Source organism: Coleofasciculus sp. (assembly GCF_046539235.1).
GTDB lineage: Bacteria > Cyanobacteriota > Cyanobacteriia > Cyanobacteriales > Coleofasciculaceae > Coleofasciculus.
Window position 1 is genome coordinate 1 of sequence record NZ_JBKHHI010000185.1, and the last position, 12,204, is coordinate 12,204.

Here is a 12,204-nt window from a genome sequence, read left to right on the forward strand (position 1 = left end):
GAATTTGATACCGATCAGGCAAAAGTGGCAATGCTGCGGGTTCCGGATCATCCCGGTGTCGCGGCACAATTGTTTGGTGAGATTGCGGGTCAAGATTTGGATGTGGATTTAATTATCCAGTCGATTCACGAGGGGAATACGAATGATATTGCCTTTAGTGTAAGTAAGGGTATTCTCAAACGGGCTGAAGCCGTCGCCGAAGCGATCGCACCCGCGTTTCGTAACCCGACTAATCCCAGTGCTGATCAGGCGGAAGTCTTAGTGGAATCGAATATCGCCAAAATCGCGATCGCGGGGGCGGGGATGATTGGACATCCCGGTATTGCGGCGCAAATGTTCACCACCTTGGCAAATGCGGGAATCAATATTCAGATGATTTCCACCTCTGAGGTAAAAGTAAGCTGTGTGATTGATGCGGCTGATTGTAATCGCGCGATCGCGGTTTTGTGTGACCAGTTTAATATTAAGAGTTCCCCTGCCCGTTTACCGATTTCTGAGAACGTAGAGACGTTGCATGCAACGTCTCTACATTCAAACCCCGTCCGAGGTGTTGCTCTTGACCAAAATCAAGCCCGTTTAGCGATTCGCTATGTTCCTGATCGTCCGGGTATGGCAGCTCGCATATTTAGTATCTTAGCCGAGCAAACCATTAGCGTGGATATGATTATTCAATCTCAGCGCTGTCGAGTGATTGATGGAATTCCCACACGCGATATTGCTTTCACCGTCGCCCAAGCTGAGGCGGAAAATGCCCAGAAAATTCTCCAGGAGGCAGCCCCTATTTTAGGGTACGGCGAGGTTCTCCTTGATGCCGATATTGCCAAAGTCAGTATTGTTGGTGCAGGGATGATTGGACAACCCGGTGTAGCCGCACGGATGTTTGCCGCTCTTTCTCAACACCAAATCAATATTCAAATGATTACTACTTCGGAAATAAAAATTAGTTGTGTGGTGAATAAAGAGCAAGGGGTGACAGCATTACAAGCCATTCACCAGGCATTTGATTTAGCCGGAAATCAGCAAGTTGAAGTTCCCGCATAGGAGTTATATATATCAAGTTTGGTTCAATACTATGTTCACTAGGTTCCGCCACCCTTGTGCGATTGGTAAGTCGCGGATTTTCTCAATTAGCGTCTGTTCAAAAGAATTGAGGATGACTGTATTATTCATACCATTTTTAATAGAGTTTCTGTCGCCTGTCGCCTATTTAGCATAAGCCAATCGATAGATAAAAACATGCAAAATAGCGAGCGAGACGCTCGCACAATCATTCCCTGTTCCCTATCCTCACCACAATACTTATTCAGCAACCCCTACTCAAGGCTTTTGATCTAAACGAATCGCCCGCTCCAACGCCGTTTTTTCCCTTGCCCTACGAACATAAGGTTCTAATTGTTTTACATCCAAACCGCTTAAAATACTCAAATCCTCCACATTCATCCCTCTCATTAACAGTTCCACGCACCATGTCTGTCGCGCTTGCTCAATTGAGGGAGATGGCGTTTCCAACTCAGAGGTAAAGTTATGCCATGCAGCTCTTAATTCTGGCACAGACATCCGTTCCAAGGCTTCATTGACAAACAAGGGTGAGCGATCATCTTTACGATTTTTGAGCCATTGGTTTAAGGGATTGCGGGTGTATGAACCATAGCGCTTGCCCATAATCCACTGATTGACAGGGACTTGGCGCAGGTTACCGTGAGTCACTTGCAACAAGTGTCTATGGGCGTCACTAATTTGGTGCGATCGCTCTAAGCCAATAATTTCTTCTACCCGCAATCCTGCACCAAAGAGGACATAAGCGAGAGCATAATCCCGTAAGCCGCTTTTTTTCGCTTGTTGCAAAATGTCATGAACTAAGGATGCGGGTAAATCGGCTACCGTCTCAGCGGAAATCACCTGAGAAGGCGCATTCGGTGCAGAATTGGGGACAGGCTGGCGCACTATCTCCCCTGTATCGCCGCTTCCTGGCTCTTCCTCCGCCTCTTCCCGTCTCTGTAGCTCTCTGTCTGCAAAAGCTCCGTGTAAGATGAGTTCGACCAAACTTTGCAAAAAATCCTCCTGATTCTGCCAAAGCCTGTGGAACTCGCTGGTTAGTTCAATTACCAAATACCCGAATAACATCACATTAACCAAGCTGGCTAATTTTTCCGCTGATAATGCCAATGGTAGATGATCGCGTTGAATCACGGTGGTAAGATAATCAGCGAAGTCCAGGTTGGCTTGAGTAACACCTTCTCCTAACGCCTGACGATGCTCAACCGTATATTTTCCTGACTCCCCAACCACAGAGCGCAGTAATTCGGGCATCTGCGTCAGAACCTGAAGGCGATCGCGTCCATAGTTAATTAGCGCCTGCTCAAACGTCGTTGTCTGATCTACTTGGGCTCTGAGTGATTCACCCAGACGGGTAAACACCCCAGAGTCTTCGATCACCGCTAAGAGTAATCCTTGTTTGTTACCAAAGTGACGGAACAGGGTGACTTCATTAACCTGGGCTAATTCAGCAATCTGACGTGTGGTCGTCTCGGTAACCCCCTGAACGGTAAACAACTCAAGCGCTGCTTGAATCAAACGCGCTCGTGTTGTAGAACTGGTACGAGACATAGTTTAGTAATGTAAGTAACACTTGCATTTTGATGGATAAATCGTTAAGCTGATCATAGAAGTGTAAGTAACACTTGCACATCAATTCCTACTGTAACGATTCTCATGACTAATCATTCAATCTCAGTGCCTCCTCAAAGTCGCACTAACTTCCCCTTCCATTGGCCCAGTCTGCTATTTTTTGGCGCGATTCACGTCTTAGCACTGCTGGCGCCCTGGTTTTTTTCATGGTCAGCCTTGGGAGTAATGATATTTCTCCATTGGCTTTTTGGCAGCATTGGCATTTGTTTAGCCTATCATCGGCTTTTGACCCATCGGAGTTTTCAAGTTCCTAAGTGGTTGGAATATATTCTGACCACCATCGGGGCTGTAGCTCTCCAAGGGGGACCAATCTTCTGGGTAGCAGCACACCGTCAGCACCATGCTCACCCTGATGATGCAAACAAAGACCCTTACTCAGCGCGACATGGGTTTTGGTGGAGTCACATGCTTTGGCTGTTCTATCATAAGCCCGAATTTTTTGATTACGAAGTTTATCAAAAATACGCTCCTGATATGGCAAGAGACACCTATTATCGCTGGTTAGATCGCTATTTCTTATTATTACAACTTCCTTTGGGTGTATTGCTTTATGTAATCGGGGGATGGCAATTTGTATTCTGGGGTGTCTTTGTCAGAGCTGTCGTACTGTGGCACAGCACCTGGTTAATTAATTCTGCCACTCACTTGCGCGGTTATCAGACTTATGAAGTTAATGATGGTTCTCGCAATCTCTGGTGGGCAGCTATCTTAACCTACGGAGAAGGTTGGCACAACAATCACCATGCTCATCCCAATGTTGCTCCGGCTGGACGTAAATGGTGGGAAATCGATATGACGTGGTGGGCAATTCAACTACTCCAAGGAGTGGGTTTAGCGAAGAAAGTTGTTCTACCACCCAAAAATGCAGCCTAGTAACGCTCTTGGGGAGTTTAAAAGTATGCCATTGAGGGTCGCGAAGGGTCAAAAGTTTGTTTTCATCAGATTTTTTGAAGAGTTAGCCAACTTAGGTATTGTTCGACTTTAGATTATTAATTTGAAGATAGCTTGATGCTAATTCAATTAATAATTGAATTTAATATTCATTAGCTACATTGAACCGCATGACGCGACAAGTATAGGTTATGCGGTTGTTTTGTAGGTCAGAGGAGTTTCTTGGTAATAGGAAAGTAGGAGCAGGTTTCATTAACGACTTATTCAACCATCCTTTTAGGACAATAGAAAAAAATGAGGCAGTATTCTCCACTAACAATTATTTCTTATCTAATCGGTCCGACTCTAATTATCTTGAGCCATATCGGATCGTTACTTGTTTTAATCACGGGTTTATCGTGGGGCGCTCTCCTATGGCTCATCTTTTTATATCTAATCCGCATGCTGGCAACAACCGGCATCTACCATCGACTACTCACCCACAAAAGCTATCAGGCTCCTGCTCCAGTTCTATGGGTGGGAAGTATTGTGGGAGCATCGGCGGGACAGATGGGTCCAAGTTGGTGGAAAGCGCACCATATAGCCCATCATAAACATGTCGATCAAGATCTCGATCCCCATTCCCCCTGTACACCCGTTCAGGGAATCAGAGGATTTTATTGGTCTCAAGGGGGTTGGCTATTATCTCCCCGCTTTTTTCCTGACAAGCTACCTGCCGATGTTGAGAGTGATACTGTTTTAAAGGTAATTGATCGTTTGCACTTTATCCCGCTAGTAGCACTGGGAGTGATTTCTTATCTCATCGGTGGTGTTGAATATCTGGGTGCTTTTTTTCTCAGCACAACGCTGCTGTTTCATGGCGTGCAAACCGTCAACTCCCTTTGCCATATTGTGGGGGAACAACCATTTATCACTGATGATCTCAGTCGCAATAATCAGTTTGTAGCATTTCTAACTCTGGGTGAAGGCTGGCATAATCTCCATCATGCCTTTCAGTCATCCAGTCGCCAGGGGATAACCATTCGTTCTGGACAGGTTGTCTATCTTCCCGATCCCACGTTTAGCTTCATTAAAATGCTTGAGTTCTTCAAGTTAGCGTCAAAGCTTAAAGTGCCTACTGAAACCAAGCTGCTGACACGTTCTAAGGTTCTAAGCGTTGAACCCTCAGAGTTGCCTGCCGTCGTAACGACATCAGTGGATTTTGAATAACCTTCACTCTAATTCAACGTATTCGGCTAAGTTTTCAATTTGGGGATCACCAAACCGATAAAGTAGACGCCACAGCACGGTATAACTCCCATCTAAACGCTGGTGAACGGGTTGAAATGCCACAATCACATCGCTACTCGGTGTATTGAGGATTTCTGGTAAATAGCGGCGCTGCGCCCGGGAAATTGGTTCTCCTTTGAGTACAGCTTCAGGTAACTGGAATTGAATTAATCGAACCAAATAGGTATTATTTAATTTTGCCTCTGAACCTGTAGCCGCCGGTGGGCTTAAAGGCGGGACAAAGCCGATACCATCCTTACCCGTGTAAAAGCGCCGTTGGTCTATTTGTAAGGCTTCTACTTGATTGGGGGGACGATAATTCAGATATAAATCCCGTTGTTCGGGTGTAAGCGTAGGAATTGTGTTTAGATTGGCGTTGATTTCGTTTAAAGAAACGTCACCCAAATTGACGATAAAACCATAAGAGAGCCCCTGCAAGGGAATGGTAAAGTTTCCATTTTCAATCTCCAGCGCCAAGCTGGGAACGGAATCCGTCGCCGATTCAACCCCAGTCGTTAAGGGAAAGGGTTGGGGGAGGGGAGATAGCAGGCGGTTTCGCAGCTTATTGGGATCAGGTTGATAACTTTCGGCGAGGAATATACGGGCAATCCCGGTGTTGGGTTGGTCAAGAAAGTCGGCGTATCGCTGGGGTTCTAAGGGTAAAAGACCCAAAGTACTTTGGGTGGGAATGACTGAGTAAACACCGGGGTCAATTATTCGAGCCGAGTCGGGAAATGCTGGTAATGCGGGTAATAGTTGTTCCCGTGCGGCTAAAATTGTTTTAGTCACAGCTTCCGGAGGCGCGATCGCAGGTTGTCGCGGCTGTCTCTGATAGTCTGTAAGGGGGCGCTTTGTCGGCATACCCAAGACTGGCGGTTCCGGTTCTGGGAAGTCCTGTACAGGTGCAAATATAGGACGAAGTGGTGTGGCTAAATTCAACCGCAAGCCTGGACGTTGATCATCTAATGGTATGGTACTAGGTGCAGCTAACCCAGCTAGCATCGGTAACCGCATATCCAATAGATCAACCATTGGTTCCAGCGTTTGGGTAGACACATAAAGATTACAATACACCTGTCGCTGGGGTAAGGTTAACGGTGCGGGAACATCGGGATCAGGGGTTCCATTATTACAGAGAAACTGGGGAATTTGATACTGACTCGTCAAGAAGCGTTCTACTTTACCTAGGTGTAAGAACAGTTGCGATCGCGTGGCTTCTACTTGATATACATTAGGACTATAGAATGCCTGCTCAATCCGATTAATCAAATTCAGTTGTTCTTGAACCAGTTGTTCGGCTGGACGCCAAAATCCTTGAGCAAAACCCGGTTGTTCTGTTATCTCTTGGGCATTTACCGTTGAGGGCGAAAGTAGCGGGAACGATAGGGATAAGGATAGTAATACCAATAAAGATGAGTAGTGCATACACTGTAGGGGGCTATTGCTTGGCACCCGATTTAATCGTAAAGTCTCTTCCACCATTTTAGCTGTGTCATAAGTATTTTGTTAAACTTATGATCAAAATCATTACTAAGTATTGACAAAAACACAGATGACACAGAGGGAGTAATTACACAGATAGAGCATTAAATAGTTAGACACACAGATTGACACAGACAATTAAATAATCCCCCCACCAGCTAATCATTTCTTTATCCTTTGGGCGCTCGATTAATACCCAATCTGATCAAGTCACCTGCTACAAGCCCTTGTACTAGTGCAAGAAGGCAGAAATAACGCCAACAGCTAACATCTCCCCCATCTTCCCAGACGTAGCATGCTACGTCTCTACATGCTCCCCCAGCTCATCCACCCTGCACTAGGGCGACGGACAAGCCTGAGCAACCGGAACAAATCCCGTTTCTTTTACCATCGCTTGACCCTTACCCGTTAATATCAAATTAGTATAGGCTCTCCCGGCTTGTTCTTCGGCATTATATTCACCGGGAAAATCTTTAATAATCACAAATAAGTTTCGAGTTAAAGGATACTTTCCACTTTTAAAGGCGGCGAAATTCATCTCATTGCGCTGCTGGGGACAAGACTCCGGGGGAACTAAATCACCTTGATAGGGAGCAATCGCCGTCTTTCCCGGAAGTTCCAACGGTAAAGGACGAATTCCACACTGAGGAACAAGTTCCGCTGCTGAGGCGTAGTAAATACCACCTGGATCATTGCTAACTTTACCGATCCCCATGGTTGTCGAATCAACAAATTGAACAATTTGGGTATTGAATGGTTGTCCTCCTAAAACCGCATCGGCAAAAAATCGCACCGTCCCGCCTTCTTGCTTGCGGGAGTAGGGAGTAATCGGTAAATCCGGACCCCCTACTTCTTGCCAATTGCGAATTTTTCCAGTATAAATATCTTTAAGCTGAGTTAGAGTTAAGCGAGACACATTGAGTTGCGGATTGACCCCAACTGCGATCGCGTCAATCGCCACCGACTTCTGCATCAGTTCATAGCCTTGCTGTCTCGCCGCAGCTAAATCTTGTTTGTGCAGATGGCTAGAGGATAAACCGAAGGCAAAATAGCCTCCCAATACCTGTTGAATACCCTCAACTGAACCACTATACTTCGGTGGATTGAGCTGAAAAGCGGGCAATTCTGTCTTGATCTGTTCGTGAAATGGTTGAGCCATAGGCACCCAGGTTGTACTTCCCCCATAGTTAAACAGTTGTCCTTGGGGAATATTAACCATAAAGGGTATCCGATTATCGCTCAATGAACAGATCGGGCGTTTCCACCATAACCAACTGCTGAGGGCTGAGATACAAATAGCGCCGCCCAAAAGCCCAATACCTATTAGTTTCCAGATTGGCTTTTTCCCTGGGGATGAAACCTGAAGGGCTTTATCCTCAGTCGCCGACTTTTCCGGAGAAATCTGTTGGGGTAACGTCTGTTTATATCCAGGTAAAACTGGCGGTTTAACCCCATCACCTGATTCGGATTCAACCTCAGGCTTCTTCCTTGCCAAAAAATCGTTCCACTTAACGGGTAAAACCGTAGGATTTTGGCAAATTACGGGTAACAGACTTGCACCTGGAAACCTTCTCTCAATATCCGATAAGTCATGCAGCTTTTCCCTGGCTTCTCGGACTGAAGTATATAACGATTTGCCACGGGAAAACGATTCCAGAAAATATCTCAAAAATTCCTGAGCAAACTTATCCGGTACAGGTTCCCGCATAACAATCATTTGCGGGATATTTAGCCGCTGCAACTCATTGGCTAATCCTAAACCATCACAGGAATTAAAAATCGCCAGTTGTAACCCCTTCTTGATCGCTCGTTTTAGCGTATTTTTTAACTCGCTAATAGCTAGCTTCTCGGTTTGGTTAATATAAATATAACCGCAATCGCCATCTCCTTGAGAGTAACTATGTCCTGCAAAGAAAAGAATATCCCACTCTTCACTCCACAGGGTTTCAAATTCTTGACGTTGCGGTTCCACCAGAAAGCGGACATCCGCTTGAGGTAAACCTTCAAGTAACCCTCTATCTCTCTCAATATTAATTCCCTGGCTATTGCCTAAAATCGCCAAAATTCTGACTTTATTTTTCGGCTTAACCGGAGTTCCGACATCATGTTCTGTCGGACTAATCGCCACAGCCGCATTGGGAAACTCGTCAAAAAATTCCCACGCATCCCAGGGTAATTTCCGCAAATTGTGTTCACTGGTGCGGATAATGACACGAATTTCTTCGTCTTCGTCTAATTCTCTGAGTAATTGCTCTTTGACACGGCGAAACTCTTCAGCACTCAGCCAATGATTAATACTACCTTTTAGGGTTTCAAATAAGACTTGACATTCATCAGCAGAGACAGGGGGAAGTAATTCGGTTTCTTCGTCTAGAATAACTGGACGCCTGAACGCTGTTTCTAAGCGGCGATAGGTTTGTTTCCAATTATCATAGTTTCCAGAAACCTGTAAATTAGCGGGTAGACTACCACCTGTTCGGATTTGACGATGCGGAAAACTATCGTCGCCAATTTCTAGGGTAATCTGAAACCCTTGGCTAAAATCCCCATGTTCTAAATTGAGTTTAACGACCTTACCCATAGTTATGTTCCGGCTTTCCTCAGTTTAAATTACAAAATCCTCCGTTACACTATCCTCACCTAGCACCACTTTAACGGTAAATTTTTCCTCAGGTTGATCAATAAACTGAAAGGGTTTAGTTTGAATAGAATGATCAGCGTTTCCGGCTTGAGTGTCTAGAAAAGGTTCTCCAGTTTCATCCAGTACCATTAACCTAATTCCTTCGGGTAAAGGGGTATTACTCGCTAGGGAACGAACTTTAACCCGGATATGAACGTTTTGTTCATTGTCTTGATTCAGGTCAAGTATCAGTGCTAGATTATGGTCTTTCAGTTGAATGGTCTTTCCCCGCTTAACCGTCGTCGGATTGCCACTTCTGAATGCTAGACTAACCTCTGGTGTACCCAATAGTGCTTCAACAGTTTGCCAACCCTCTGCCACAATATTATCAAACCATTGACTTAACCTAACCAGAGGTGATGGTTCACCTTTGGGTTGAAGACACTTGAGCAAATCATGCAGAGATTGAAACTGGCTAAGCGATAACTCCTCCTTGGTTACGATTTGAGTAAAACCGAGTAACGTTGCTTCGGTGAGAGATTCATTAATCCCTACCGCCACATAACCCATCCTATCTTCCCAAACTTCCGCTGGAATGTAAACCAAGTTTGTATCCGAGAATACAGGACGGCACTCTAATTTTACCCATTGCCCTTGCCGTTTAACCTTTAAATCGGCAATATTGGCTAAAGACTGGATTAATGGGTTCCAGCTATCACTTCCCGTCAAATCTGTCTCTATTCCTTGGCGCTTGAGGTAGTCGTTAACTGCATACACGGCTAGGGTATTCAGATAAACCTGTTGCGCGTTGACAAAATTGAATGGAGTTGATTGGTGTTGACGAAACTGTTTGGCTGTTTGATGGACTTGCCAGCCTAACTTAACTTTATCCATCGCGGGTTTATTAATATGAATCATGACCTTTTATCCTGTTTATCTGTGTCGCTGGAGTCGAATAAGTAGATTGATGGAAATAAACCGAACTAGGTTAAGTTCTGTAAATACTCCTCAAACCCTTACAAATGACGAACTTAGGCGCAGTCTTGGACGTACTGTCTAATTCTTGGCGCAAGCCGTTGAATACAGCGCCAATAGAAACTACTTAGGGTGGTTACGGGTATTCCCAAGTCTTGAGAAATCTCTTTCCAGCTTTTCCCTTGAATACGTTTGGCTAAAAATATAGCTTGGAAGCTGGCGTTGGGATTTTTTTGAATCACTTCCCGTTTGAAAATTTCATCGGGGTCACGTTCTATATAGTTCATGATTATTTCAAATGTCGTGGGAGCCGCTTCCGTTGTTCCCAAATTATCGATTTCCTCGATAGGAATCGGCTTATCTTGGGTAATCTGGTAAGAGGCTCGAATGTCTCTTAATGTTCTATCCAGTCTAAAGTTAACCCAATTCATAAATACCCCATTCCCTCGTTCCGGGTCATATAAGTCAATTTTTTGGAAAACATAAAGCAATGTTCGATTAACGGCATCATCATAAATTACGTTATAAAAATCACGAGAAAGTTCACCTCGCTGGGGATGGATCAGTCTCCGGGATAGTTGAATCGCATTAATGAGTTCAGTTAACAGATATTGGCGTTGTTGTGTCTGGGTTGGATGTTGTTTTGCTTCTAGGGCTAGCTGTTTCAGACGATTGTCTGTGAGTATTTTTTGAAAGGCTTCCCGCATCCGTACATTTGCCCATTGTCTGAGGGATTTGTTTTCAGGATTGTAGCGGTCAATATCCGAGGATAGCGTAAGGAAAAGTTGCTGGCGTGCGGCTTGGTAAATGTCTTGGCAAGCACTGGATAGGGGTTGGTCTTTGAGTGGACGGCATATTGGGCGCGATCGCAGGATTTGATCAACCAGTTTGGTTACACTTTGCCTTCGCTCTATACTGCCTGGAACAGTTTGTTTTGCGGTAATAACTAAATTAATTAACTCAGTATTTTCAGATGTATTAGACATCTATTAATCTCCACAAATAAATACTTTCTCGCCAGTCGATCATTCATTAGTTTTAATTTTACCGAATCATACATTTTCAATACTAATACAACTCTGTGAATCGCAACAGCTTAACGGTTCACTGGATCACTCTGGCTGAGGGGGAAGATTTTACGCAATAGGTCAGTTTTTATTACAAAACTTTATGTTAATGACTGGATGTAGGCGGGAAGGGAGTAACAATCACTACTTCAAGTGAACCACTGGCATCTTTCAGGTTTTATCACTGTCTTGAAGATAGTCCCCCAAATAAAGCCGGACAAACTCATCCGCCGCGGCAGGATCAAGACCTTGTAAAGCTTCAGCAATACTTCGGACAGTTTCAGCACTGGGATCTGTCTGCTCATGAAACCAGCGAAAAACAACGGAAGGTTTAACTCCCAATGTGAGAGCCAATTTGTTCTGGCTGATGCCGTAGCTCTCCAAAACTTGCCGAAGGACTTTGCCTGCTTTTCCCATGTTCCCCATCGTGTCAGAGGAAGATCAGGAAGTAAATATTTGCAGATCTGCGAAGATACAGCGTACAATTTGAGTATTCGCAGATCTGCGAATACTTCAGGTAAACGCAAATCAGGGAAACCCCAATGGGTCAGAACGTTTTGACCGATACTAAACCCCCCGAAGCCTCGATACAGCTACAAGCTTCCACCCGTTCAGACTCAAAACGAGAATTTGTCAAAGTTATCGTCGTTGGTTCCGCCAAAGGCGTGGTGAAAATCATTCACACGTTGTATCGTCTCGGTTTTGCCAATGTAACGGAATGGAGTCCTCTGACACCAACGGCAAATCCGGGAGAGGTCATGAGTGTAATGAAGCGATGTGTTTTTGTGGATGATTGACACTCCCCCGGCTAAAAGAGCGCGGGGGATTCTTACGTCGTAGGGATTCCAGTGAATTTACCCTCGGAAAGCATCTTGACCGTGTGTCCCACGGCTGCAAGTCCTCTAATGCGGACTATTTGAGCGGCTGCTACATCCCTATCGGTTGTGTAGCCGCATTGGTGACATGAATGGACTCGCTCGGATAGGAGCTTTTTGCCTGTTTCTGTTAGGCATTCCGGGCAAAAGTAGTTAGTCTTTTTAGCATCTACTTTTTGGAAGTAGACCCCCCGCTTAAAGCAGCATTGCTCTAGTATTTGGAGAAACTGACCCCACCCAGCATCTAGGCAGTGTTTGCCTAGCATTCCCTTGGCTAATGCTTTGAGGTTGAGCGATTCAGCGAATATCATGCCCGCCCAATCACAAAGATTATGAG

At 45.0% G+C, this 12,204-nt stretch carries 11 protein-coding genes; 4 read left to right on the top strand and 7 right to left on the bottom strand.

Annotation, left to right across the window (positions count from 1 at the left end; all coding sequences use genetic code 11):
- Nucleotides 1–1,041: ACT domain-containing protein (locus ACLFWI_RS16795; protein WP_446413862.1), on the top strand; the 1,041-nt coding region annotated here is incomplete at its 5' end.
- 276 nt (nt 1,042–1,317) lie between these two features.
- On the opposite strand, the gene ACLFWI_RS16800 is transcribed toward ACLFWI_RS16795, so the two are convergent.
- Nucleotides 1,318–2,607, bottom strand: a complete 1,290-nt coding sequence (locus tag ACLFWI_RS16800; protein ID WP_446413863.1) for a TetR family transcriptional regulator — start codon at nt 2,605–2,607, stop codon at nt 1,318–1,320.
- A gap of 105 nt (nt 2,608–2,712) precedes the next feature.
- On the opposite strand from ACLFWI_RS16800, the gene ACLFWI_RS16805 reads away from it, so the two are divergent.
- Nucleotides 2,713–3,561, top strand: a complete 849-nt coding sequence (locus tag ACLFWI_RS16805; RefSeq protein WP_446413864.1) for an acyl-CoA desaturase — start codon at nt 2,713–2,715, stop codon at nt 3,559–3,561.
- Nucleotides 3,562–3,873: 312 nt separating this feature from the next.
- Nucleotides 3,874–4,788 carry an acyl-CoA desaturase gene (locus ACLFWI_RS16810; RefSeq protein WP_446413865.1) on the top strand — a complete coding sequence of 305 codons (915 nt, stop codon included), beginning with the start codon at nt 3,874–3,876 and terminating at the stop codon, nt 4,786–4,788.
- Between the two features lie 3 nt (nt 4,789–4,791).
- On the opposite strand, the gene ACLFWI_RS16815 is transcribed toward ACLFWI_RS16810, so the two are convergent.
- From ACLFWI_RS16815 to ACLFWI_RS16835, 5 genes are all read right to left on the bottom strand, one after another.
- Complete coding sequence (locus tag ACLFWI_RS16815) at nt 4,792–6,330, bottom strand: hypothetical protein (RefSeq protein ID WP_446413866.1); 1,539 nt, start codon at nt 6,328–6,330, stop codon at nt 4,792–4,794.
- Between the two features lie 337 nt (nt 6,331–6,667).
- Nucleotides 6,668–8,911 (bottom strand): substrate-binding domain-containing protein, encoded by a 2,244-nt coding sequence (locus tag ACLFWI_RS16820; protein ID WP_446413867.1) that lies wholly within the window; start codon nt 8,909–8,911, stop codon nt 6,668–6,670.
- A 24-nt stretch (nt 8,912–8,935) separates the two neighbouring features.
- Nucleotides 8,936–9,868, bottom strand: a complete 933-nt coding sequence (locus ACLFWI_RS16825; protein WP_446413868.1) for a DUF1822 family protein — start codon at nt 9,866–9,868, stop codon at nt 8,936–8,938.
- Between the two features lie 113 nt (nt 9,869–9,981).
- Complete coding sequence (locus tag ACLFWI_RS16830; protein ID WP_446413869.1) at nt 9,982–10,911, bottom strand: hypothetical protein; 930 nt, start codon at nt 10,909–10,911, stop codon at nt 9,982–9,984.
- 252 nt (nt 10,912–11,163) lie between these two features.
- Entirely contained in the window at nt 11,164–11,409 is a 246-nt protein-coding gene (locus tag ACLFWI_RS16835; RefSeq protein WP_446413872.1) for a helix-turn-helix domain-containing protein, read from the bottom strand.
- A 125-nt stretch (nt 11,410–11,534) separates the two neighbouring features.
- Here ACLFWI_RS16835 and ACLFWI_RS16840 point away from each other — a divergent pair, with 125 nt between their 5' ends.
- On the top strand, nt 11,535–11,789 hold the full coding sequence (locus ACLFWI_RS16840; protein ID WP_446413870.1) for a hypothetical protein: 255 nt from the start codon (nt 11,535–11,537) through the stop codon (nt 11,787–11,789).
- A gap of 32 nt (nt 11,790–11,821) precedes the next feature.
- On the opposite strand, the gene ACLFWI_RS16845 is transcribed toward ACLFWI_RS16840, so the two are convergent.
- Nucleotides 11,822–12,204 (bottom strand): zinc ribbon domain-containing protein (locus tag ACLFWI_RS16845; RefSeq protein WP_446413871.1); only part of this gene is annotated, 383 nt, incomplete at its 5' end.

Excerpts from the sequence above, each read along its gene's own strand:
- ACLFWI_RS16805 (WP_446413864.1), top strand. The coding sequence starts at position 2,713 with ATGACTAATCATTCAATCTCAGTGCCTCCTCAAAGTCGCACTAACTTC.
- ACLFWI_RS16800 (WP_446413863.1), bottom strand. The coding sequence starts at position 2,607 with ATGTCTCGTACCAGTTCTACAACACGAGCGCGTTTGATTCAAGCAGCG.
- ACLFWI_RS16830 (WP_446413869.1), bottom strand. The coding sequence starts at position 10,911 with ATGTCTAATACATCTGAAAATACTGAGTTAATTAATTTAGTTATTACC.
- ACLFWI_RS16820 (WP_446413867.1), bottom strand. The coding sequence starts at position 8,911 with ATGGGTAAGGTCGTTAAACTCAATTTAGAACATGGGGATTTTAGCCAA.
- ACLFWI_RS16840 (WP_446413870.1), top strand. The coding sequence starts at position 11,535 with ATGGGTCAGAACGTTTTGACCGATACTAAACCCCCCGAAGCCTCGATA.
- ACLFWI_RS16810 (WP_446413865.1), top strand. The coding sequence starts at position 3,874 with ATGAGGCAGTATTCTCCACTAACAATTATTTCTTATCTAATCGGTCCG.
- ACLFWI_RS16835 (WP_446413872.1), bottom strand. The coding sequence starts at position 11,409 with ATGGGAAAAGCAGGCAAAGTCCTTCGGCAAGTTTTGGAGAGCTACGGC.
- ACLFWI_RS16815 (WP_446413866.1), bottom strand. The coding sequence starts at position 6,330 with ATGGTGGAAGAGACTTTACGATTAAATCGGGTGCCAAGCAATAGCCCC.
- ACLFWI_RS16825 (WP_446413868.1), bottom strand. The coding sequence starts at position 9,868 with ATGATTCATATTAATAAACCCGCGATGGATAAAGTTAAGTTAGGCTGG.